This is a genomic window from Leptothrix discophora (assembly GCF_030705305.1).
Classification (GTDB): Bacteria; Pseudomonadota; Gammaproteobacteria; order Burkholderiales; family Burkholderiaceae_C; genus Sphaerotilus; species Sphaerotilus discophorus.
This window is the reverse complement of the sequence record NZ_JAUZEE010000006.1, coordinates 71,258-94,779: the sequence shown is the minus strand read 5'-3', so window position 1 is coordinate 94,779 and position 23,522 is coordinate 71,258. Positions and strand designations below refer to the sequence as shown.

19 protein-coding genes and 1 tRNA gene are annotated in these 23,522 nt (G+C 70.8%); 14 read left to right on the top strand and 6 right to left on the bottom strand.

Annotated features, from left to right (window positions below; all coding sequences use genetic code 11):
• Positions 1–5: 5 nt before the first annotated feature.
• Positions 6–1,016, top strand: a complete 1,011-nt coding sequence (galE, locus tag Q8X39_RS12420) for a UDP-glucose 4-epimerase GalE (RefSeq protein ID WP_305750000.1) — start codon at positions 6–8, stop codon at positions 1,014–1,016.
• A gap of 128 nt (positions 1,017–1,144) precedes the next feature.
• Here galE and Q8X39_RS12415 read toward each other — a convergent pair whose 3' ends face one another.
• Positions 1,145–1,687 (bottom strand): c-type cytochrome, encoded by a 543-nt coding sequence (locus tag Q8X39_RS12415; protein ID WP_305749999.1) that lies wholly within the window; start codon positions 1,685–1,687, stop codon positions 1,145–1,147.
• Positions 1,688–1,820: 133 nt separating this feature from the next.
• Here Q8X39_RS12415 and Q8X39_RS12410 point away from each other — a divergent pair.
• Positions 1,821–1,896, top strand: a tRNA-Arg gene (locus tag Q8X39_RS12410).
• A 467-nt stretch (positions 1,897–2,363) separates the two neighbouring features.
• Positions 2,364–3,092 carry an SDR family oxidoreductase gene (locus Q8X39_RS12405; protein ID WP_305749998.1) on the top strand — a complete coding sequence of 243 codons (729 nt, stop codon included), beginning with the start codon at positions 2,364–2,366 and terminating at the stop codon, positions 3,090–3,092.
• A gap of 34 nt (positions 3,093–3,126) precedes the next feature.
• Here the strand turns inward: Q8X39_RS12405 and Q8X39_RS12400 are convergent, their stop codons facing one another.
• Positions 3,127–4,143 carry a TRAP transporter substrate-binding protein gene (locus Q8X39_RS12400; RefSeq protein ID WP_305749997.1) on the bottom strand — a complete coding sequence of 339 codons (1,017 nt, stop codon included), beginning with the start codon at positions 4,141–4,143 and terminating at the stop codon, positions 3,127–3,129.
• Between the two features lie 182 nt (positions 4,144–4,325).
• Between Q8X39_RS12400 and Q8X39_RS12395 the strand changes: the two genes are divergently transcribed.
• The 8 genes from Q8X39_RS12395 to Q8X39_RS12360 all read left to right on the top strand — a co-directional run bounded on the left by Q8X39_RS12395 (position 4,326) and on the right by Q8X39_RS12360 (position 16,284).
• A complete protein-coding gene (locus Q8X39_RS12395) occupies positions 4,326–5,156 on the top strand; it encodes an IclR family transcriptional regulator domain-containing protein (RefSeq protein ID WP_305749996.1) in 831 nt (276 codons plus the stop codon).
• 95 nt (positions 5,157–5,251) lie between these two features.
• Positions 5,252–7,123: a diguanylate cyclase domain-containing protein gene (locus tag Q8X39_RS12390; protein WP_305749995.1), complete on the top strand. Its 1,872-nt coding sequence runs from the start codon at positions 5,252–5,254 to the stop codon at positions 7,121–7,123.
• Between the two features lie 182 nt (positions 7,124–7,305).
• Complete coding sequence (locus tag Q8X39_RS12385; RefSeq protein WP_305749994.1) at positions 7,306–9,858, top strand: hypothetical protein; 2,553 nt, start codon at positions 7,306–7,308, stop codon at positions 9,856–9,858.
• Between the two features lie 23 nt (positions 9,859–9,881).
• The gene (locus Q8X39_RS12380) at positions 9,882–11,810 is read left to right on the top strand and encodes a GMC family oxidoreductase (protein ID WP_305749993.1); all 1,929 of its coding nucleotides are present in this window, start codon (positions 9,882–9,884) and stop codon (positions 11,808–11,810) included.
• Positions 11,807–12,238: a hypothetical protein gene (locus tag Q8X39_RS12375; RefSeq protein WP_305749992.1), complete on the top strand. Its 432-nt coding sequence runs from the start codon at positions 11,807–11,809 to the stop codon at positions 12,236–12,238. Before Q8X39_RS12380 ends, Q8X39_RS12375 begins: the two co-directional genes overlap by 4 nt.
• A 16-nt stretch (positions 12,239–12,254) precedes the next feature.
• Positions 12,255–13,604 carry a hypothetical protein gene (locus Q8X39_RS12370; protein ID WP_305749991.1) on the top strand — a complete coding sequence of 450 codons (1,350 nt, stop codon included), beginning with the start codon at positions 12,255–12,257 and terminating at the stop codon, positions 13,602–13,604.
• Positions 13,601–15,088: a Dyp-type peroxidase gene (locus Q8X39_RS12365; protein ID WP_305749990.1), complete on the top strand. Its 1,488-nt coding sequence runs from the start codon at positions 13,601–13,603 to the stop codon at positions 15,086–15,088. Before Q8X39_RS12370 ends, Q8X39_RS12365 begins: the two co-directional genes overlap by 4 nt.
• Entirely contained in the window at positions 15,085–16,284 is a 1,200-nt protein-coding gene (locus Q8X39_RS12360) for a catalase family protein (protein ID WP_305749989.1), read from the top strand. The genes Q8X39_RS12365 and Q8X39_RS12360 overlap by 4 nt, the downstream gene beginning before the upstream one ends.
• A gap of 45 nt (positions 16,285–16,329) precedes the next feature.
• Here the strand turns inward: Q8X39_RS12360 and Q8X39_RS12355 are convergent, their stop codons facing one another.
• From Q8X39_RS12355 to Q8X39_RS12340, 4 genes are all read right to left on the bottom strand, one after another.
• On the bottom strand, positions 16,330–17,145 hold the full coding sequence (locus Q8X39_RS12355; RefSeq protein ID WP_305749988.1) for an ATP-binding cassette domain-containing protein: 816 nt from the start codon (positions 17,143–17,145) through the stop codon (positions 16,330–16,332).
• Positions 17,146–17,147: 2 nt separating this feature from the next.
• Positions 17,148–18,215, bottom strand: coding sequence for an ABC transporter permease (locus Q8X39_RS12350; protein WP_305749987.1), 1,068 nt, complete (start codon positions 18,213–18,215; stop codon positions 17,148–17,150).
• A 143-nt stretch (positions 18,216–18,358) separates the two neighbouring features.
• Positions 18,359–19,336 (bottom strand): sugar ABC transporter substrate-binding protein, encoded by a 978-nt coding sequence (locus Q8X39_RS12345; protein WP_305749986.1) that lies wholly within the window; start codon positions 19,334–19,336, stop codon positions 18,359–18,361.
• 148 nt (positions 19,337–19,484) lie between these two features.
• The gene (locus Q8X39_RS12340) at positions 19,485–20,498 is read right to left on the bottom strand and encodes a sterol desaturase family protein (protein ID WP_305749985.1); all 1,014 of its coding nucleotides are present in this window, start codon (positions 20,496–20,498) and stop codon (positions 19,485–19,487) included.
• Between the two features lie 297 nt (positions 20,499–20,795).
• Here Q8X39_RS12340 and Q8X39_RS12335 point away from each other — a divergent pair, with 297 nt between their 5' ends.
• From Q8X39_RS12335 to iolG, 3 genes are all read left to right on the top strand, one after another.
• Positions 20,796–21,587, top strand: coding sequence for a TIM barrel protein (locus Q8X39_RS12335; RefSeq protein ID WP_305749984.1), 792 nt, complete (start codon positions 20,796–20,798; stop codon positions 21,585–21,587).
• 23 nt (positions 21,588–21,610) lie between these two features.
• On the top strand, positions 21,611–22,435 hold the full coding sequence (locus Q8X39_RS12330) for a 3-methyl-2-oxobutanoate hydroxymethyltransferase (protein ID WP_305749983.1): 825 nt from the start codon (positions 21,611–21,613) through the stop codon (positions 22,433–22,435).
• A gap of 70 nt (positions 22,436–22,505) precedes the next feature.
• Positions 22,506–23,516 carry an inositol 2-dehydrogenase gene (iolG, locus tag Q8X39_RS12325; RefSeq protein WP_305749982.1) on the top strand — a complete coding sequence of 337 codons (1,011 nt, stop codon included), beginning with the start codon at positions 22,506–22,508 and terminating at the stop codon, positions 23,514–23,516.
• Positions 23,517–23,522: the final 6 nt, after the last annotated feature.

Genomic DNA, 23,522 nt, shown 5'->3' with positions numbered 1-23,522 from the left:
ACGACATGAACATCCTCGTCACCGGTGGCGCCGGCTACATCGGCAGCATCACCTGCCTCCAGCTGATCGCGGCCGGCCATCGGCCGGTGATCCTGGACAACCTGCACAACGCCAAGGCCGGCGTCATCGATCGCATCACCGAGGTCGCCGGCCGCCCACCGGCCTTCGTGCGCGGCGACATCCGCGATCGCGCGCTGCTCGACGACCTGCTGGTGCGCGAGCGCATCGACGCGGTCATCCACTTCGCCGGCCTGAAGGCGGTCGGCGAATCGGTGGCTCAACCGCTGAGCTACTTCGACCACAACGTGCACGGCACGCTGGTGCTGCTCGCGGCGATGCAGGCCGCCGGCGTGCGCACGCTGGTCTTCAGCTCGTCGGCCACCGTCTACGGCGACGCGCCGGTGCTGCCGCTGCGCGAGGACGCGCCGACCTCGGCCACCAACCCCTACGGTCGCAGCAAGCTGATGGTCGAGCAGGTCCTCGCAGACCTGGCGCGCTCGGACCCGTCCTGGTCGCTGACCGCGCTGCGCTACTTCAACCCGGTCGGCGGCCATCCGAGCGGCCGGCTCGGCGAGGACCCGCAGGGCGTGCCGAACAACTTGATGCCCTACATCGCCCAGGTCGCCGTCGGCCGGCGCGAGTTCCTGAGCGTCTACGGCGACGACTACCCGACCCCGGACGGCACCGGCGTGCGCGACTACATCCACGTGATGGACCTGGCCGATGGCCACCTCGCCGCGCTGGCCCATGGCCACGGCCGCGCCGGCCTGCACGTCTTCAACCTCGGCACCGGCGCGGGCGTCAGCGTGCTGGAGATGCTGGCCGCCTTCGGCCGCGCCTGTGGCCGCGAACTGCCGCACCGCATCGTTGCCCGCCGCCCCGGCGACGTGGCGGCCTGCTGGGCCGATCCGGCCCGCGCCCGCGAGGTGCTCGGCTGGCAGGCCCGCCGCGACCTGGCCGCGATGTGCGAGGACACCTGGCGCTGGCAGTCCGCCAACCCGCACGGCTACGCCTGATCGGCGCGCCATCCGCAGGGACGTCAATCCACGGGGACGTCAATCCACAAGGGCACAAAAAAGCCGACCCTCGGGTCGGCTTCTTCTCGCTCCGCCGCTGCTCGCGGGCCGCGCCGGTCAGGCGATCCTCAGGGCGCGGATGCGGCCGGCGCCGGAGCCTTGGGCTCCTCGAACTTGCCGCCGGCGGCGTTGGCCATGTAGACCACGGCGCGGGCGATCTCGTAGTCGCTGAAATCGCCGCCGCCTTGTGCGCCCATCGCGCCCTTGCCCTTCAGGGCCGAGGTCACCAGCGCTTCCAGACCGGTGCCGAGGCGTGCGGCCCAGGCCGCGCTGTCGCCGAACTTGGGCGCGCCAGCCAGGCCCGCCGTGTGGCAGGCGGTGCACTGGGCCTTGAACACGTCCTCGCCAGACTTGGCGGGACCGCCTTCGAGCTTGATCGCGACCTGGCCGATCGGCTGGATGCGGGCCGCGGTGGCCTCCGGACCCATCGCGTCGACGCCTGCGCCGACCCGGGCATCGCTGCCCACGTTCTTCACCAGCAGCACGATCACGAAGATGGGAACGACGAAGGCGGCGACGACCGCAGCGATCAGCTGGTTGGGCGTCTTGATCGGGCCTTCATGTGCCTCATGTCCTTCGTGTGCGTCGTGGGCGTGTTGAGCGTCGCTCATGGTGTCCTCAAGTGTTGAATCCGCCGCGCGGCCGTTGCACGGTGCGCAAAACCCCGGAATTATAGGGGGGCGGTCCCGGCCCTCGGTGTTGCGTGCAGACACCGCCCCCAAGCCTGCTAGACTCTCGTTTTTCGCGCCCGTAGCTCAGTGGATAGAGTATTGGCCTCCGAAGCCAAGGGTCGCTGGTTCGATCCCAGCCGGGCGCGCCAGACATGACGTCGCGGTGGCTCCACAGCCGCAGCGTCCAGAAGAAGACAACAGAACGCCGACCCCAGGGTCGGCGTTTTGCTTGGTGCGGCCGCCTGCCGCGCGGCGCCCGCCTTTCCTTCAACGAGGCGCCCGCGCTTCCTTCAACGAGGCTCCCGCCCTTCCTTCAACGAGGCTCCCGCCCTTCCTTCAACGAGGCTCCCGCCTCGGTGTTTGTCCGCGACGGTGGCGTGCAGGAAAGTATCGGTCGGCTCATGCCGGATATCGGCGGATGCCGTGTGGCCGACTATCGTTCGTGCCCACCGAGACATCCCCCGACCGCGTCGGATGTCGCCCCTCTGCACACGACGACATCCAACATGGCCAGCACCCGCCAGCCGCTCACCCGCGTGTTCCCGCGCGGGCTGCACCGCAAGCTGCGGCCGGCGGAGAGACCCATCCCATCGAGCAACCCAGAAGGAGCAAGCACATGACAGGCAAGTTGAACGGCAAGGTCGCGGCCATCACCGGATCGGCATCGGGCATCGGCCTGGCCAGCGCCGAGGCCATGCTGGCCGAGGGCGCCCGCGTGGTCTGCATCGACCGCGACCGCGCCGCACTGGAGGCGATGCGCGCGCGCCTGGGCGACGCGGTGATCCCGCTGGTGATCGACCTGCTTGACCCGAAGGACTGCGCCACGCTGCTGCCGCGTGTGCTGGAGCTGGCCGGCCGGCTCGACATCCTGCATGCCAACGCGGGCAGCTACGTCGGCGGCGACCTGGTCGACAACGACAACGCCGCGATCGACCGGATGCTGAACCTCAACATCAACGTCGTGATGAAGAACGTTCACGACGTGCTGCCGCACATGATCGAGCGCGGCAGCGGCGACATCATCATCACCAGCTCGCTGGCGGCGCATTTCCCGACGCCCTGGGAGCCGGTCTACGCCTCGTCGAAGTGGGCCATCAACTGCTTCGTGCAGACCGTGCGCCGCCAGGTCTTCAAGCACGGCATCCGCGTCGGCTCGATCTCGCCCGGACCGGTCATCACGGCCCTGCTGGCCGACTGGCCGGCCGAGAAGCTGCAGGAAGCCCGCGACTCCGGCAGCCTGCTCGACGCCCGCGAGGTCGGCGAGGTCGTCACCTTCATGCTCACCCGCCCGCGCGGCATGACCATCCGCGACGTGGTGATGATGCCGACCAACTTCGACCTGTGAGGCGACGGCACCGACGCGGCGCCGCCGGCCCGGATCACTTGCCGGCGCGCACCTTCTCCACGGCCGCATAGGTCTCCTGGACGATCGGGCCGAGGTCGCGGGTGTACTTGTCGATCACGGGCTGGGCGCGCTCGCGCAGCTTCGCGATCTCGGCCGGGGGCAGCTCATGCACGGTCATGCCGGCCTTGCGCAGCTCGGCCAGGACCTTGGTCGCCTCGTCTCGGGCGAACTTGCGCTGGAACACGGCCGTCTCGTTGGCGGCGTCGCGCAGGATCTTCTGCTCGACCGGCGAGAGCTTGTCCCAGAACTTCTTGCTCACCACGACCGCCTGCGGCGTGTACATGTGGTTGGTCAGCGTGAGGTGCTTGGAGACGTCGTTGAACTTGCCGTCCAGGATGTTCAGCAGCGGGTTGGTCATGCCGTCGATGGCACCCTGCTCCAGCGCCGCGTAGGTCTCGGTGAAGGGCATCGGCACCGGCGAGGCGCCCAGGGCCTTCATGAAGTCGACGTAGATCGGCGTCGGGATGACGCGCATCTTCACGCCCTTGAAGTCGTCGGCCTTGGCGATGACGCGCTTCATCGTGTGGACCTGGCGGAAGCCGAGGTCCCAGTAGGCCAGGCCGACCAGGCCACGTTCCTGCAGCTTGTCCAGCAGCTTCTGGCCGACCGGGCCGTCGGCGACGGCATCGGCCTCGCGGGTGTTGTTGAACAGGAAGGGGAAGTCGAAGACCGCCATTTCCTTGACGTTGCCGGCCAGCAGGCTGGCATTCATCACCGTCATCTCGACGGTGCCGCCCTGCATGGCCGAGACGGTCTGCAGGTCCGGACCCAGCGCGCCACCGGGGAAGGGCTTGACGGCCAGCTTGTTGCCGCTCTTCTGGGCCACCAGCTCGGCGAACTTCTCGACACCGACCACCTGCGGATGGCCCTTGTTGCTGGCGGACGGGAACTTGATCGTGCGGCTCTCGATGTCGGCGGCATGGCCGATGCCGGCGGCCAGCAGGCCGGTGCCCAGGAGCGTGAGGGTGAACAGGCGGCGCAGGGTCTTCATGGCAGGTCTCCGGATGCGGGGATGGGGCGGTGCCGACGGTCTCGTCGGCTTCAAGCAGCGTCCGCTGGCAGGTCGCTGCGGCGCATGGAAGCACTGTAGGAACCCAGGGCTTGCACCGATAGCGGCTGGGCCACCGCCACGTCCGATAATCGGACAGTGTTGTCCGGTGATCGGATCAAATCATGGTTACCCCGGGGTCCCGTCGAACCGTTCCGGCCGCCGCCGTCGAGACCATCGAGGCCGGCGAGGCCGCCTTCCCGATCGATCCGGCCGACCTGATCGCCGGACTGGGCCGTGGCTTGCAGGTCATCGAGTCCTTTGACGACGAGCACGCCCGCATGACCGCCGCGCAGGTCCACCAGCGCACCGGCATTCCGCGCACCGCCGTGCGACGGCACCTGCTGAGCCTGTGCCACTTCGGCTATGCCGCGACCGACGGCAAGCACTTCTGGCTGACGCCCCGGGTGCTGCGGCTGGGGCAGAGCTACCTGGAGAGCGCGCGCCTGCCACGGCTGGTCCAGCCCTTCATCCAGCGCCTGTCGGCCGCCACCGGCGAGACGGTCAACGTCAGCGAGCTCGACGGGCACGTGGTCGTCTACGTTGCCCGCAGCAACACGCCTCGGGTGGTGTCGATCGGCTTCCATGCCGGCGCCCGCGTGCCGGCGCACGTGGTCAGCACCAGCCGCGTGCTGCTGGCCACCCTGTCGGACAAGGCCTTGCAGAAGTGGGTCGCCCAACACGAGTTCGCCGGCTTCACGGCCAGCACCGTGGTCACGGCCGAGACCTTCATCGAGCAGGTCCGCCAGGCCCGTCGACAGGACCACTGGATCTCGGTCGGCCAGCTCGACGTCGGCCTGACCGGCGTCGCCACGGTCCTGCGTGACCGCCACGGCGCCTGCAAGGGCGCCTTGAGCATGACGCTGCAGAGCGCCGCCTGGCCGCCCGAGCAGATCGTCACCCGGCTGGTGCCGGCGCTGCTGGAGACGGCGCAGACGCTGCGGCCGGTGATCTGAGCCTGGTCAACTTTCCACGGCCATATGCCACGCCCGGCCCATCTGCAAGCCATGACCTGCATCAATGCCGGGCGCATCGCGACGAACATGTCGTGATGAACATGACGTCCTACGCCAGCGCGATGTCGCTGCGGGCCAAGCTGGTCACGCTGAACGCAGCCGTGGTCGCGGCCCTGCTGCTGCTGGCGATGCTGGCGTGGCGCAGTTCCTCGCAGCAGGACGAGGCCCAGGCCCGCCAGGTGCGGCTGGCCGAGGCGCTGCACCTCAACAAGCAGGCCGACATGGTCCATGACGCGCTGCGTGCGGACGTGCTGGCCTCGCTGCTGGTCGGACAGGTGCCGCAGCTGGCCCAGGACGACGTGCTGCGCCACGTCGCCGAGGACGCCCGCGAGCTGGAGGACGCGCTCGAACGCCTGGCCACCTTCGACGAGCTGCCCGCCGCGCTGGTCGAGCGCGTGCACCGCAACCGGCTGGCCGCGCGCAGCTACGGCCAGGCGGCGCTGGACCTGACGCACCGCGCGGTCGAGCAGCGCGAGGTCGCCCTGGCCAGCCTGCCGGCCTTCGACCAGCAGTTCCGCCACCTGGTCGACGAGCTGCAGCAGCAGGGCGAGCAGATCGGCGTGGCCTTGCGGGAAGCCCAGGCCCTGGCGGCGCAGGAGGCGACGCTGGCGCGCCAGTCGCTGGTCTGGACCTGCCTGGTCACGATCGCGGTGGCCAGCGCCATCGTCGCGCTGATCACGCTGGCGATCCGGCGCCGGCTGGGCGAGCTGTGCAGCGTCGCCCAGGCGATTGCCGACGGTGACCTGACGCGCCGCGCCAGCACCGGCCGGCACGACGAGCTGGGCGCGCTCGGCGCGGCGGTCGACCGCATGGCCAGCAGCCTCAACGCCATGATCGACGACATGCGCCGCGAGGCCCGCCTGGCCGCCTTCGGCCAGCGCCTGAGCGATGCGCTGGACATGGCCGACCGCGAGCACCAGGTCTGCGCCGTCGCCAGCCGGGCGATGACCGAGGTCTCCGCCGCACACCCGATGGAGCTGCTGATCTCCGACTCCAGCCGGACCCAGATGGCGCGCGCCGCCGAGCATCCGGACGTCGGCGCACCCGGCTGCGGGGTGCATTCGCCCTACGACTGCGTCGCGGTGCGGCGCGGCAGCGCCGTCACCTTCGACAGCAGCACCGACCTGCACGCCTGCGAGCACCTGCGCGGTCGCGCCTGCGAGACCCGCTCGGCCGTCTGCGTGCCGGTGTCCTTCATGGGCCGGTCCATGGGCGTGCTGCACGCCGCCGCCGGCCCGGGACTGCCCTTCAGCGCCGACCAGGTCCAGCAGGTCACGATGCTGGGCAGCCAGCTGGGCATGCGCATTGGCACCGTGCGGGCCTTCGAGAAGACCCAGCTGCAGGCCGCCACCGACCCGCTGACGGGCCTGCCGAACCGCCGCAGCACCGAACAGCGGCTGCGCGAACTGGCCTCCAGCGGCAAGGCCTACGCGGTCGTCATGTGCGACCTGGACCACTTCAAGCTGCTCAACGACCGACACGGCCATGCCACCGGCGACGCCGCGCTGCGCGTCTTCGCCGACGTGCTGCGCAGCACGCTGGGCCAGGCCGACCTGGCCGGCCGCTGGGGCGGCGAGGAGTTCACGCTGCTGCTGGCCTACGCCAACGCGGCCGCCGCCGTCGAGGTGGTCGAGACCCTGCGCGAGCAGCTCGCGCGGGCCCTGCGCGCCGGCCAGGTCCCGGCCTACACGGCCAGCTTCGGCATCGCCGACGCCAGCATGTCCCACCTGCCGGAGGACCTGGTCCACCTGGCCGACATGGCGCTCTACCAGGCCAAGGCGGCCGGCCGCGACCGGTCCTGCGTGGCAGAACCCGCGCTGCTGTCGGCGCTGGGCACGGCCCGGCGACGCCCGCGGCCCGAGGCCGATGCGGCCGCACCGGACGCGGTGGCCGTCGAAGGCTGGTGAGCGGCGCGACCGGAGACTGCACCGGGGACGGCACCGGCGAGGCCTCGCCTGGACGGCGCAAACGATGCCGATCCAGACATCCGCGCCCGATGTGACAAAACTGCGGATTTCGCCCTTTTCCACGTTTGCCAGCATCGATCGGCAGGCGCATGCTTGCCCGGCTTCCCGATCAAGGAGAGGTCATGGCATCGAGCACCGCACGACGTGCAGGAACGTGGGCCCGAAGCGTCGCAGCTGGCGCGGGATCGCTGCTGCTGGTGGCCTGTTCCAGGGCACCCGAACCCGGTACCGTGCTGGACGAGGCCCGCCTGGCCGGCCGCAGCGGCGCGTCGTTCACGCATGCGAGCGAGCCCTACTTCCGCGACATGGACAACGGCGTCGCGCTGACGCCGCAGGAAGAGGCCGGCCGCAACATGTGGCTGGTCTGGAGCGGCGGCAACGACCGCTTCTGGGAGCAGATGACGCAGTACACCTACGGCGCCTTCGACCTGCTCAAGGTCATCAGCTCGCACCCCAGCCTGGGCTATTCGCGCAGCAACCGCTGGTCCTACCTGGGCCTCGTCAACGAACCCTGCTTCGAGCCCGCCCAGGCCGCCGACAAGGCCCATCGGGGCCTCTGGCTGGACCGGCGCCGCCAGGACTGCGCACCCGACCCCTTCGCCGACGAGAAGAAGTACCCCGGCGTGGCGATCGGCTCGCGCGGCCAGCCGCTGGGCGACGGCAGCGTCCAGCCGGTCGGCTCGTTCTACGGCGAGCCGACCGGGATCATGGGCCTGCGGCTCTTCCCCAACCCGGCCTTCGACGCCAAGGCCGCCCAGGCATGGGATGCCGAGCGCTATTACACCGACCCGTCCTACTACAACCGCAAGGACCTGGTGCGGCCCTACCGCGTGGGCATGTCCTGCGGCTTCTGCCATGTCGGCCCGAGCCCCATCCATCCGCCGGCCGATCCGAACAACCCGGCCTACGTCAACCTGAGCTCCTCGGTCGGGGCGCAGTACATGTGGGTCGACCGGCTGTTCATCCACAACGCCGCCAGGCCCGAAGGCCAGGCCAACTACATGTACCAGCTGGCCCACACCTACCGGCCGGGCGCGATGGACACCTCGCTGGTCTCGACCGACAGCATCAACAACCCGCGCACCATGAACGCGGTCTACGACTTCGCCTCGCGCCTGGCGGTGGGCAAGCTGCTGTGGCATGAGCAGCTGGCCGGCGGCGAGCTGGACAACCGCCAGCTCAACGACCTGTTCCCGACCGGCCCGCTGAGCGAGTTCTACGACAAGGCCGGCGCCATCGCGCGCACGCCGCACGTGCTCAAGGACGGGGCCGACTCGGTCGGCCTGCTGGGCGCGCTCAACCGGGTCTACCTCAACATCGGCCTGTTCAGCGAGGAATGGCTGCTGCACTTCAACCCGGTGCTGGGCGGCAAGACCATCACGCCGATCCGCATCGCCGACGCGCAGAAGAACTCGTCCTACTGGCAGGCCACCGAGGCCGGCACGCCGGCCACCGCGCTGTTCTTCCTGAAGGCCGCCCAGCCCGACCGCCTGAAGGACGCGCCCGGCGGCGCGGCCCTGCTGACGGCCGACGCCGCCAGGCTCGAACGCGGCAGGACCGTCTTCGCCGAGACCTGCGCGCGCTGCCATTCCAGCAAGGGCCCGACGCCGCCGGCCGAGCTGGCGCTAGAGCCGCGTGCCTGCGCCGGCGCGGGCTACCTGGACTGCTTCAGGCGCTACTGGAAGTGGACCCAGTCGGACGACTACAAGGCGCAGATGCGCCGCGTGGTGCAGGCGCCCGACTTCCTCAAGGACAACTACCTGTCGACCGAGGCCCGCATCCCCGTGACGCTGCTGCGCACCAACGCCTGCAGCCCGCTGGCGACGAATGCGCTGGGCGGCAACATCTGGGACAACTTCTCGTCGAGCGACTACAAGGCCCTGCCCTCGGTCGGCACCATCACCGTGCAGGACCCGTACACCGCCGAGCCCTCGCCCTACGCGATGCCGGCCGGCGGGCGTGGCTACACCCGCGTGCCCTCGCTGATCAGCGCCTGGTCGACCGGGCCGCTGCTGCTCAACAACAGCCTCGGCCCCTTCGACACCGATCCATCGGTGGCCGCGCGGGTCAAGGTCTTCGATGCGTCGATCGAGCAGCTGCTGTGGCCCGAGAAGCGCGAGCGCGACAGCCTGCTCGGCGACCGGGTGCCCGGCACCATCGACCGCACCACGCAGCGCAGCCAGATCACCATCCCCTTCGGCTACCTGCCCGAGTCGCTGCAGCCCTTGCAGGACAAGGCCCGCCACTGGCTGCATGAGCACCTGCCGCAATGGGTCGACGAGACGGGCGGACTGACGCTCGGGCCGATCCCCAAGGGCGTGCCGGTCAACCTGCTGGCCAACATCAAGCTGCGCTCGGAAAGCAGCGACCCGGCCGTCATCGCCACGCATGCGAAGGATGCGGCCGAGGCCATCATCAAGCTCAAGCTCGACCTGCTCGGCGCGCCGCGCGAGGCCGACGATGCCGAGCTGACGCGCCGGCTCGCCAACCTCAAGAAGCCGCTGCTGGCGCTGAGCAAGTGCCCGGACTTCGTCGTCAACCGCGGCCACTACTTCGGCACCGCCGAGTTCAACCGCACCGAGGGCCTGAGCGCCGACGAGCGCGCCTGGGGCACCGAGCCAGTCCTGGGCGACGAGGACAAGCGCGCGCTGATCGCCTTCCTCAAGACCCTGTGACATCGCCCCGGCCGGAAAGCCCGATGGACACGACGATGCCGGCCCACCAACGCAGCTGGGACTACGTCGTGGTCGGCTCCGGTGCCGGCGGCGGCACGCTGGCCGCGCGGCTGGTCGAGGGCGGCCAGCGGGTCTTCCTGATCGAGGCCGGACCGGACCCGGCCGATGCCGACGCTGCCGCCGTCGACGCGCGCCTGCCCGACGACTACGAGGTGCCCGGCTTCCATGCCCATGCGAGCGAGAACCCGGCCATCAGCTGGAACTTCCACGTCCGCCACTACGCCGACACGCAGCGCCAGGCGCGTGACCCGAAGTTCGTCGCCGAGCGCGACGGCGTGCTCTACCCGCGCGCGGCCGCGCTGGGCGGCTGCACGGCCCACAACGCGATGATCTTCATGCCGCCGCACGACTCGGACTGGGACCACATCGCCGGCCTGACCGGCGACCGCAGCTGGCGCGCCAGCGCGATGCGGCGCCACCTGAAGCGGCTGGAGGACTGCCGCCACCGGCCGGTCTGGCGCGCGCTGCGCCACCTCGGCCTGGACCCGACCGGCCACGGCTGGAACGGCTGGCTGCGCACCGAACGCTCGGTGCCGCTGCAGGCCCTGGGCGACCCCGGCATGGTCGCGCTGGCGGCCCGCACCGCCGCGACGCTGCTGGCCGGCTGGCGTCACCCGATCGACGGCCTGCGCCATGCGCTGTGGGGCGCGGGCGACCCGAACGCGCGCGGCCCGAAGCTCTGGCGCGGCAGCTTCGAGGGCCTGTGCTACACGCCGCTGTCGACCGCCGGCCATCGCCGCACCGGCACGCGCGAGCGGCTGCTGCAGGTCGCGCAACGGCATCCCGGCCGGCTGCATGTCGAGACCGATGCGCTCGCCACCCGGGTGCTGTTCGATGCCGAGGGCGCGGCCTGCGGCGTCGAGTACCTCAAGGGCCGCCACCTCTACCGCGCCCATGCGCTGCCAGCGCGCACGCCGGGCGAACGCCGCACCGTGCAGGCCGGCCGCGAGGTCGTGCTGTGCGGCGGCGCCTTCAACACGCCGCAGCTGCTGATGCTCTCGGGCATCGGCCCGGCCGAGGAACTGCGCCGCCACGGCATCGCCGTCCGGCACGACCTGGCCGGCGTCGGCCGCAACCTGCAGGACCGCTACGAGATCGCGCTGACCCACCGCATGGGCCAGCCCTGGGAACTGCTCGACGGCGCGCGCTTCCGGCGTGGCGACCGGCCCTGGCAGCGCTGGCGCGAGCGCCGCTCCAGCCTCTACGACGGCAGCGGCGCGGCGCTCGCGGTGGTGCGGCGATCGAGCCGCCGCGCGCCCGAGCCGGACCTCTTCTGCATGGCCCTGCCCACGCTGTTCGAGGGCTATGCGCCGGGCTATTCGCGTGCCATCGAGGCCCATGCCGACCGCCTGACCTGGGCCGTGCTGAAGGCCCATACGCGCAACCGCGCCGGCCGCGTCACGCTGCGGTCGGCCGACCCGCTGGAGCCGCCGCACATCGACTTCCGCTACTTCGAGGAAGGCGACGACCAGGCCGGCGAGGACCTGCGCGCGATGGTCGAGGCGATCCGCTTCGTGCGCCGCCTGACCGAGCCGCTGCGCGCATCCGGCGTCATCGCCGAGGAAACCTCGCCCGGCCTGGCGGTCGACAGCGACGAGGCCCTGGCCCGCCATGTGCGCGACACCGCCTGGGGCCACCACGCCTCGTGCTCCTGCCCGATCGGGCCGGTGGCCGACGGCGGCGTGCTGGCCAGCGACTTCCGCGTCCACGGCCTGCGCCGGCTGCGCGTGGTCGATGCCTCGGTCTTCCCGCGCATCCCCGGCTTCTTCGTCGCCGCAGCGGTCTACCTCGTCGGCGAGAAGGCCGCCGAGACGCTGCTGCAACAAGGCGATCCACCCCGGCCGCCGGGCGGCGGCCCTGCAACCGGAACCCACCCAAGGAGCACGACATGAGCATCGACGTCGCACGGCTGCTGGACATGAGCCAGAAGGAACTGGACGAGCTGTTCGAGGCCAGTCCGGCCGGAGACATCCCCGATGGCGTCGCCACCGGCACGGCCATCATCGCGCCGGGCACGCGCTACACCGAGACCATCGCCCAGGTCGTCAACCTGTTCGCCTGGCAGGGCAAGGTGTTCGACTCCGCCAAGGGCGTGCTGAAGAACCGCATCCTGATCTTCCACGTCGAGGCCATCCTGGCCAAGGTCTACAAGGCCCCGAGCTGGCTGGACGGCAAGGAATGCATCGTGCTCGACTACTCGGACACCTCGATCGTGGCGCACTACATCCGCGACGAGATCCGCCTGATCGGGCCGGGCCTCTACCTCGGCAAGGTCTACTGGGGCCGCGACCGGCTGATCGACTTCGCGCTGCAGTTCTGAGCCTGCGGGCCCGGTCATGACGCCCCAGGACCACTGCACCGTCGTCGCGCCGCTGGCCGCCGGCCGCGAGGCCGCGCTGCGGGCCTTGCTCGACGGCATGAACCGCGAGCCCGGCCTGGCCGATCCGGCCCATCCGGTGCTGCCCTTCGGCGCCTTCGGGCAGATCCACTTCGCCCGCCTGGTGCTGATCGACGATGCGCTGCAGGCCGACCTCGACGCCCTGCCCGATGCACGCACGCGGCCACCGCGCCCCCGGCTGCCGACCGCGCTGGTCCTGATGATCGACTGCGACGGCCCGGCGCGCGACTGCCTGGCCGACCTGGTCGCGCGTGCCGGCGACGGCCTGCGGCAACTGTTCGGCCACTGCGCCGGCTTCGATCCGCAGGGCGACGCTCCAGCCGACCTGCTGGCCTGGCTGCTGGCGCGGGCGCGACCGGCCCAGGCGGCCTACGTCAACACGCTCGGCCGCACGGTGCAGCAGGTGCACGAGGAACAGGCCTTGCAGGCCTGGCTGTCGGCCCGTCTGCCCTCAGGCTCACGGACCGAGCCACTCGCCGCCCCGGACGGCGCACGGCGCCTGCATGCCGCCTTGCAGGCGCGCGCCCGCGCCGCCGTGCAGGCCGGCGAGCTGAGGCTCACGCCCGAGGCCCCCACGCCGCTGGCCTGGCAACTGCGCCGGTGGCTGCACCTGCTGGCGGTGCCGGCGATCGGGCTGCTGCTCGGGGTGCTGCTCTGGCCGCTGCTGCTGCTGGCCTTGCCGGTGCTGCTCTGGCTGCTGCGCCAGCGCGAGCAAGCCGACCCGGAGATCTGCCCGCGCCCGGACCCCGGCCTGCTGCGCACGCTGCAGGCGCTGGAAGACCGCGACGTCACCAACCAGTACACCGCCATCGGCCCGGTCAAGCCCGGTCGCTTCCGGGGCTGGCTGCTCGCCGCGCTGCTGCTGGCCATCGACTACAGCTGCCGCCACCTCTACACGCGCGGCTACCTGGCGCGGGTGCAGACCATCCACTTCGCCCGCTGGGTCTGCCTGGACGCTCGCTCGCGCGTGCTCTTCATCAGCAACTACGACGGCAGCCACCAGGGCTACATGGACGACTTCATCAACAAGGTCGCCTGGGGCCTCAACCTCGTCTTCAGCAATGGTGTGGGCTGGCCGCGCACCCGCTGGCTGGTGCTGGGCGGCGCGCGCCGGGAGCACCGCTTCAAGCCCTACCAGCGCCGCCACCAGGTGCCCACGCAGGTCTGGTTCAAGGCCTATCCCGGCCTGAGCCTGGTCGACCTGGCGCGCCACCAGCGCATCCGCGACGGCCTGGCCCGCACCGACCTCACCGAGGCCGAGGCCCTGGCCTGGCTGAAGCTGCTATGACCGGGTCCCGGCGCAGCCCCACCGGCCGGTCGACGACGCATGCGTCGGTCGACCTCGACGACGTGCAGGGCCTGCTGCGGCGGGCCTACAAGGACCATCCCGAATCGGCCTTCGTGCTGCTGCGGGTGCGCGACGCGGCCGCCGCGCGGCGCTGGCTGGCGGACGCGCCGGTGGCCAGCGCACGGCGTGCCGAGCCGCTGCCCGCCCGCGTCCTGCAGGTCGCGCTGACGGCGCCCGGCCTGCGCGCGCTCGGCCTGCCCGAGGACCTGCTGGCCGGCTTCTCCGACGAGTTCCTGCTCGGCCTGGGCCAGGACGAGAGCCAGGCCCGCCGGCTCGGCGACATCGGCCCGAACGCGTCGGCCGGCTGGCTGTGGGGCTGCGGCGAGCGCCTGCCGCACCTGCTGCTGATGCTCTATGCGCAGCCCGGCCGGCTGGCCGGCTGGCAGGCCGAACTCGCCGATGCCGCGACCGGCTGGGGCACGGCCTTCGACACGGTCACGACGCTGGGCGGCGAGGCGCTCGACGGCCGCGAGCCCTTCGGCTTCGCCGACGGCCTGTCGCAGCCCGAACTGGACTGGGCCCGCGAACGGCCGCCGCGCGACCAGACCCGGCTGGCCTATGCGCCGCTGACCTGCCTGGGCGAGTTCCTGCTCGGCTACCCGAACGAATACGGCGGCTACACCGAGCGGCCGCTGCTCGATCCTGCACGCGACCCGCAGGGCCTGCTACCGGATGCCGAGGACCAGCCCGGCCAGCGCGACCTCGGCCGCAACGGCAGCTACCTGGTGCTGCGCCAGCTGGCGCAGGACGTGGCCGGCTTCTGGTCCTGCATGGACCGGCTGGCCGGTGGCGACGCCGCCGCGCGCGAGCGCCTGGCCGAGCGCCTGGTCGGCCGCCGCCGCGATGGCACGCCGCTGGTCGATGCGGACGCAGGGGATCCCGAAGGCTTCACCTTCGACGCCGATACGGACGGCCTGCGCTGCCCCGTCGGCGCGCACATCCGACGCAGCAACCCGCGCAACGCCGACCTGCCGCCGGGCGACAACACCGGCCTGTCCTGGCTGCTGCGCACGCTCGGGCTGGACGCGGCCGCCCGCGAGCGCGACCGGATCGCGTCGACCCGCTTCCATCGCCTGCTGCGGCGTGGCCGGACCTACGGCCCGGCCGACGCGCCGCAGGGCCTGGCCTTCGTGGCGCTGAACGCCAGCCTGAGCCGCCAGTTCGAGTTCGTGCAGGGCGCCTGGATCGCCAGCACGCAATTCGGCGGCCTGAGCGGCGAGAGCGACCCGCTGCTGGGCCATCGCCTGCCCGACGCGGCCGGGCGACCGAGCGACACGATGACGCTGCCGCAGGCCGGTGGCCCGGGCCAGCGCCTGGAGGGCCTGCCGCGCTTCGTCACCGTGCGCGGCGGCGGCTACTTCTTCCTGCCCGGACGGCGCGCGCTGCGCTACCTGGCCACGGTCGGCGACGGGGCGGCACCATGAACCGCCCGCCCCCGGCCGGCGCGCTGGAACGCGCGCTGCACGGCAGCCTCGTCCGGCTGATGCAGCTGGAACGGCGCGTCGACCCCTTGGTGCGGCCGGCGCTGGACAGCCTGCTGCGCGAGCCGCTGACCCGCGTCGTGCAGGCCCTGATCCGCCTGCAGCCGGCGCGCGTGCGCGAGCGGCCGGGCGAGGAAACGCCCTTGCCCGGCGAGGAGGCCTGCGTCGACGCGATCGTGCGCGACATGCGCGACCACATGCACCGCCTCTACCGCCCCGGCGAGTACGAACGCGCCGGCAACACCAAGACCCATGGCGTCGTGCGGGCCGAGCTGCGCGTGCACGACGGCCTGCCCGAGGCGCTGCGCCACGGCCTTTTCGCGACGCCCCGGCGCTACCCGGCCTGGGTGCGCTTCGGCGGCCCGGGGCCGGCCAGCCCGCCGGACATCGACGACGTCGGCGTGCTCAGCCTGGGCGTCAAGGTGATGGACGTGCCCGGCCCCAAGCTGATGGACGACGAGCGCCACACGCAGGACCTGACCGGCATCAGCACGCCGGTCTTCACCACGCCGGACGTGATCGCCAACGCGCAGCTGCAGGCCATGATCCGGCGCGGCACGCCGCTGTGGTACTTCCTGCGTGGCCACCTGCTCGACAGCCTGATGCAGGCGCTCTGGTCGCGCACCCAGACCAGCCCGCTGGAGACCGGCTATTGGGGCTGCGTGCCCTACCGGCTCGGGCCGGAGGCGGTCATGCAGTACCAGTTCCGGCCGCTCGGCGACGGCCCGCCCCGCGCGGTGCCGGGCCTGCCCGGCCGGCCCTCGCCGAACTACCTGCGCGAGGCCCTGGCCGCGACGCTGCGCACGCGCGACGCCGCCTTTGAGCTGTGCGTGCAGCGCCAGGTCGATGCCCGCCACACGCCGATCGAGAACGCCTCGGTGCGCTGGAGCGAGCGGTTGTCCCCGCCGGTCCCGGTGGCCACGCTGCACATCCCGCAGCAGGTCTTCGACAGCCCGGCGCAGCTGGCCTTCGCGCACCGGCTGTCGATCCACCCGTGGCATGCACTGGAAGCGCACCGCCCGCTGGGCAACCAGAACCGGGCGCGCCGGCGCATCTACGAGGAACTCTCGCGGCTGCGCCAGGCCATGAACGGCACGCCGCACGTCGAGCCGGACGGCTCGGAGACCTTCGACGCCTGAGGCGCCCGGCGCTGGCTCGGTCGATGAGCCAGCGGCGGGCGTGGCTCAGGCCACCTGCGGCGGATGGCCGTCGTGCGTGGCCATGTAGCCCTCGATCTCGGCCTCCAGCTCGGCCATGGCCTCGCCGCCGGCCATCAGGTCGGTGATCTCCTCGCGGCTCTTCTCGCCCTTGCGGAAGTCGGCCGCCTTGGCCCCGCGGATCAGCACCGCGAAGTGGTCGCCCACGGTCAGCGCATGCACCACGTTGTGGGTGATGAAGATGACCGCGACGCCCTTCTTGCGGGCCTGCAGGATGATGCGCAGCACATGCGCCGCTTCCTTGACGCCCAGCGCGGCGGTCGGCTCGTCGAGGATCAGCACGCTCGCGCCGAAGTGGACCGCACGGGCGATCGCCAGCGCCTGGCGCTCGCCGCCGGACAGCCCGCCGACCAGCCGGTTGCCGTCGTCGATGCGGGTGATGCCCAGCTGGCGCATCTCGCGCACCGCGATCTCGTTGGCCTTCCTGCGGTCGAAGACCTCGAAGGGCCCCCAGCGTTTCGTCGGCTCGGCACCGACGAAGAAGGAGCGGCCGATGCTCATCAGCGGGAAGGTGCCGCCGAACTGGTGCACCGTCGAGATGCCGTGTTCGCTGGCCTCGCGCGGGTTCTGGAACGAGACGGCCTGGCCGTTCATGCGCATCTCGCCGCGGGTCGGCTGGTGCACGCCCGACAGGATGCGGATCAGCGTGGACTTGCCCGCGCCGTTGTCGCCGAGCAGGCACAGGACCTCGCCGGCCTTCACCTCCAGCGAGATGTCGTGCAGGACATCGACCGGACCGAAGGACTTGTAGATGCCCGAAAGCTGGAGCAGGGGTGCGTTCATGGTCAGGCCTTCTTCTTGGCGGTGGACTTCGAGTGCGACAGCGCCTTGGTCCGGAAGGTGTTGTTGAGCAGCACGGCGGCCAGCAGCAGGACGCCGATGATCAGGCTGGCCCAGTTGGCGTCGAAGCCGGTGTAGTAGATGCCCTGGTTCACGATCGCGAAGGTCATGGTGCCCAGCACGATGCCCAGCACCGAGCCGTAGCCGCCGGTCAGGATCACGCCGCCGATGACCACCGCGATGATCGAGTTGAAGATGAAGGACTGGCCGGCCGAGACCTGCGCGCTGTTGTAGAGGATGGCCTGGCACATGCCCACGAAGGCCGAGCAGAAGCCGCTGCCCATGTAGAGCGCGATGTTGAGCTTGTCGGTCGGGATGCCGGCATTGCGGGCGCTGACCTTGTCGCCGCCGAGGGCCAGGATCCAGTTGCCGTACCTGGTGCGGCTGAGGATGAAGCCGACCAGCAGCGCGGCGGCGATCCACCACAGCAGCACGATCTGGAACTTGCCGTCGATGTAGTCGCCGAAGATGGCCTTGGTGACCGGGTCGGCCTTGAGCGCGACGCTGGTGCTGCCCGCGACGATCACCGACAGGCCCAGCGTCAGGCCGGCGACCGCGAACAGCGTGGCCAGCGTGACGACGAAGGACGGCAGGTCGGTGCGCACGATCAGGTAGCCGTTGATGAAGCCGATCGCCAGGCCCAGGCCGAGCGCGGCGGCGATGCCCACGGGCATCGGCAGGCCGTAGTGGCCCGAGACGATGGCCACCGTCATCGAGCTGGCCGGGATCACGCTGCCGACCGACAAGTCGAGGTGGCCGGCAATCATCAGCAGGCCGACCGGCAGGGCGATGATGCCCAGCTCGGCCGCGATGTTGAGCCAGCTGGCCGCGCCGCTGGTCGACAGGAAGGTCTCGCCACCGAAGATGGCGAAGAAGACGAAGACCGAGACGAGGCCGATGAACGAGCCGGTCTCCGGACGTCGCAGGAGGTTGCCGAGTTGAAGGGTGGGCATGCGCGGGCTCGGGTCGGTGGCGGCCCCGGCGGGCGGGGCGGTGGTGAGGGACGGGTTCATGGTGCGGGCTTGAGGTGCACGGCGGAAGGACTGCAGGGGCCGCCAGCCGCCGTGGGGACGACCGACCCCGCCGGTCCGGCCCGGGATGGGGCCCGGGCCAGACCGGCGCACGACGTGGGGATCAGGGCAGGATCGGCGCCGGATCAGCGCGCGCCGGCCTTGGCACCGGCCAGCGTGGCCGCCACGTTGGACGCGTCGACGATGCCGGGGCCCGTCAGCAGCGGCGCGCTGGGCACCTTCAGGCCGTACTGCACGAAGCTGTTGAGCATGGACACGGCCAGGTAGCCCTGCAGGTAGGGCTGCTGGTCGATGCAGAACAGCTGCGTGCCGTCCTGGATGCGGGCCAGATTGGTCGGGTCGATGTCGAAGGTGCCGAGCTTGACCTGCTTGACGAGGCCGGCCTGGGCGATGCCGGTGGCGGCGCTGGTGGCGTCGCCGGCACTGATGGTGATGATGCCGTCGACCGTCTTGTCCTTCTGCAGGGCCGCCTTGACCGCCTGGGCGACCGCCGTCGGGTTGCCGAAGGACGAGGCCGGCAGCGGCAGCTGGGTCGACTTGCCGCCGGCCTTGGCCATGCCGTCGGCGACGCCCTTGCAGCGCGATTCCTGGTTGGTCGAGCCCGGCTGCGTGTTCACGCACAGCACGTTCTTCGCGCCGCTCTTGGTGAAGTACTCGCCGCCGCCCTGGCCGGCGACGTATTCCTCGCTGCCGACGTAGTTCATCGCGCCCAGGCGCTTGGCCGCCTCCATGCCGCCGGCGTTGTAGATGATCAGCGGCACGCCGGCGGCGACCACTTCCTTGAAGGCCGCGTCCATCGCCTCGGGCACCCAGTCCGGGCCGACGATGGCATCGGGCTTCTGGCTCAGCGCGGTGCGGATCAGCTTGGCGGCGTCCGGGCCGAGGTTGTCGTAGGTCTGCGGACCCAGCCAGGTCACGCTGCCACCGGCGGCCTTGACGACCAGGCCGGCGTCATCGGCACCCTTCTTGACACGCGACCAGAACGGATCGTCGGCCTTGCCGCCGATCACGAAGATGCGGGGGCCGGCGGCCAGGGCGCTGGTGGCGGCGGCGATGGCGGCCGTCGCGGCCAGCAGCTTGAAGGTCTTGCTGAGGAAGGTCATGGTTGTCTCCTGGTCTGTCAGGTCTGTCGGAAAGATCGTGGGGAGCCGCCCGCGCCTGGCGGCCGTCGTGGGGGAAAAACTGCGCGTGGGGATCGGATCCGGGCGGTGCGAGGTCAGGTGGCTCGTTCGATGAGCCAGCCCGAGTGCCTCAACCGGCCTTGCCGGCGTTCATGCGCGCCAGCTTGCGTTCGTAGCGGGCCTGCATCTGGCGTTCGCCGTCCTTGCTGCCGTCGTGCCAGGTGCCCAGCCAGAGGTCCAGCGGGACCAGGCCGTCGCCGCCGAAGTTCACCTCGAAGTACTTGTGGTGCAGGTAGTGCGTGTAGGCATGGCTGTGCATCCAGCGCTCATCGCCCAGCTCGATGCGGTCGAAGCCGATGTGGCCGTTGATGGCGCCGAAGCCGGCCGCATGCAGCTGGAACATCGCCACGATCGGGTTGGACGGGATCACCAGGTGCCACAGCGCGACCGCGTGGTACAGGAAGCCCTCGACCGGGTGCATGCTCAGCGAGGACCACGGGCTCGGGTTGACCGAGTTGTGGTGGATCGAGTGGATCCACTTGTAGAGCTGCGGCGTGTGGATCAGCCGGTGGATCGCGTAGAAGTGGACCTCGTGGATGGCCGGCGACAGCAGCAGCAGCAGCGTCAGGTAGACGGGATGCTCGTCCCAGGTCAGCCAGGCGCCGATGCCGTTCGCCCAGCACCACAGGAAGATCACCTGCACCAGCGTCCACAGCGGGATGGAGATCAGGAAGCTGCGCAGGAAGTTGTCGATGTTCTGGCTCTTGAACCAGAACACGTCCGAGGGCGATTCGGACGGGAACTTGTGGTGGTACTTGAAGCGCCCGGCCTGGGCCCGCTGGCGGTAGAGCCGCCATTCGAAGGCGCCGTACCAGGCCAGGCAGGCGACCCAGTTGACCGCCAGCAGCCAGGCCGGCCAGCCCCAGGACAGCACCTTGAGCGTCGCCGCATCGGGCACGACGAAGAACCACCACAGCAGCGCGGTGGCGAGGTGGAAGGCGTTCCAGGGCCAGACATAGCCCGGCAGCCAGGCCAGCACCTTGCCCAGCTGCGGCGGCCAGGCCCAGAAGGGCGCCACCTCGCGCCGGCCGGTCGGGGCCCAGTCGCCGCGCTTGTTGCGCACGCCGAAGTGCGAGTCATCCATGGTCTGTCGTGTCCTTGAAGGGCGGTTCTTGCAACCGAGTGCAATGGACTTTATCGGCGACTTGGAAAAAATCTTCTAAGTATTTTCCCGGCAAGAACTGGCATTGCGAGTCCATGGGATGGCCTCTTTGGTCGCATGCTCCGAGGAAGTCACCCCGTTCGTGGCCGAGCCCACCGGGTTTGCCCTAGCGTTTTCCCGTGGGTCGGATCGACATAAGAGAAAAATCTTTCTGATTATCTTGCAACCGGATGCACGGCTTTCTACACTGCACCCAGACCTACCGGAAGGACCCCTGACGTGAACTCCCCCTTTGTGCTGGCCGCCTGCGCCGAGATGCTCTGGAACGACCGCCCGATGGCCTGGCGCCTCGCCCGCCTGACCGAGATGGGCTACCAGGTCGGCATCTGGGGCTGGCAGAACCATGAGCTGGCGATGCTGGAGGCGGCGGCCGCCGCCGGCACGCGCTTCTCCTCCATGACCGGCTACCTGCGCGGCCGCCTGGCCGACGATGCCGGTGCCGACGAGCTGCTGGCCACCGCCGCCGAAGCCATCGCCGTGGGCCAGCGCCTGAACGTGGCGCGCCTGAACCTGCACGGCACCGGACTGGGCGATCGCGGCCTGCCGGTCACGCCTTGCGAGACCGTCACCGGCGCGATGTGGCTCAAGGCCCGCGACACGCTCAACCGCATCGCCGACCTGGCCGAGGCCCACGGCGTGACCTTCATGATCGAGAACCTCAACCTGCCGGTCGACCATCCCGGCGTGCCCTTCGCGCTGGCCCGCGACACGCTGGCGCTGGTCTCCTCGATCAACCGCCCCGGCCTGAAGCTCAACCTCGACCTCTACCACGCCCAGATCGGCGAGGGCAACCTGATCGCGCTGTGCCGCGCCTGCCTGCCGTGGATCGGCGAGGTGCAGGTCGCCGACGTGCCCGGCCGCATGGAGCCCGGCACCGGCGAGGTCAACTACGCCGGCGTCGCCCGCGCCCTCAAGGGCATGGGCTACACCGGCGCCGTCTGCATGGAGGCCTTTGCCTCCGGCGACGCGGATGCGGCACTCGAAGCCTTCCGCAGCGCCTTCACCGTCTGAACGGCCGGAAACAGGACATCCCCATGAGCCTCACCACGTCCACCGCCCGCAGCCGTCGCCCGACCGTGGCCGACATGCGCGCCCTCAAGGGCAAGCGCCAGATCTCGATGCTCTACGTCACGACGCCCGAGGAGGCCGCCGCGGCCGATGCGGCCGGCGTGGACATGCTGTCCATCGAGGGCCGCTTCTTCACGGCCGAGATGCGCGCCGCCGCCGGCCACTGCTTCGTGCAGGTCGGCCTGCCCTACGGCCCCTACGGCAAGCTCATCACCGCCGAGGACTACCTGCGCGAGGCCTTCCACTTCATGGGCCTGGGCGGCGACTGCGTCTACTGCGCCGCCTCGCTGGACATCCAGAAACGCCTGTGCGACGAGGCCGTGCCGGTGGTCGGCCATGTCGGGCTGATCCCGTCGCAGGCGACCTGGACCGGCGGCTTCAAGGCGGTCGGCAAGACCGCCCCGAGCGCGCTGGCGGTGTGGCAGCACGTGCAGCGGCTCGAAGCCATCGGCGTGTTCGCCGCCGAGCTGGAGGTCGTGCCCGACCGCGTCGCGGCCGAGATCTCGCGCCGCACCTCGGTGCTGATGCTGGGCATGGGTGCCGGCCCCGGCGCGGATGCGCAGTACCTCTTCACCGAGGACGTGCTGGGCCACACCCGCGGCCACAAGCCGCGCCATGCCAAGACCTACCGCAACTTCGCCGCCGAGTTCGAGCGCCTGCAGCGCGAGCGTGTCGCCGCCTTCCAGGAGTTCGTCGCCGACGTGAACACCGGCGCCTACCCGGCGCCCGAGCACGTCGTGCCGATCGCAGATGCCGAGTTCGACCAGTTCCTTGCCAGGCTCACGGACTGAGCCAGTCCCTTCCCGTTCCACCCCGCGTGGCGCATCCTTGTCGCCCGCCCCCACTTTCGGAGTTCCCAACATGATCAAGGTCGGATTGCTCGGCGCAGGCCGCATCGGCAACGTTCACGCCAAGAGCATCGCCGCCAACGCGGACAGCCAGCTGGTCGCGGTGTCGGACGTCAACCAGGCGGCCGCCGAGAAGCTCGCCGCCGGTTACGGCGCGCAGGCCCGCAGCTCGCTGGACATCATCCACGACCCGTCCATCGATGCGGTGCTGATCGCCACCTCGACCGACACCCACGCTGGCCTGATCGAGGCCGCCGCCGCCGCCGGCAAGGCCGTGCTGTGCGAGAAGCCGGTCGACCTGAGCCTCGAACGCGCGCTGGCCTGCCAAGCTGCCGTGGCGAAGACCGGCAAGCCCGTGATGATCGGCTTCAACCGCCGCTTCGACCCGAACTTCGCCGCCGTCAAGCGCGCCCTCGAGGCCGGCGAGATCGGCAAGGGCGAGCTGCTGTCCATCACGTCGTTCGACCCGGCCCCGCCGCCGGTCAGCTACATCCAGGTCTCGGGCGGCCTGTTCCGCGACATGGCCATCCACGACTTCGACATGGCCTGCTGGATCTTCGGTGGCGCGCCGGTGGAGGTCTCGGCCGTGGGCACCAGCATCGTCGATCCCGCCATCGGTGAGGCCGGTGACGTCGACACCGCCGTCATCACGCTGCGCTGGGCCGACGGCCGCATCGCCGTCATCAAGAACAGCCGCCGCGCCGTCTACGGCTACGACCAGCGCCTCGAACTGCTGGGCTCGACTGGCTTGCTGCAGGCCGGCAACGTGCTGGAGAACACGGTCAACAAGGTGACCACCGCCGGTGCCACCAGTGCCAAGCCGGAGTACTTCTTCCTGGAGCGCTACATGCGTGCCTACGAGGCCGAATGGCGTGCCTTCATCGATGCGGTCAAGGCCGGCACCGGCTACCCGGTCACGCTGCAGGATGGCGTCAACGCGCTGGCCGTGGCCGAGGCCGCGACGCTGTCGTGCAAGACCGGCCAGACGGTGCGGCTGAAGGACGGCCGGCCGGTCGTCGGCTGACCGTTC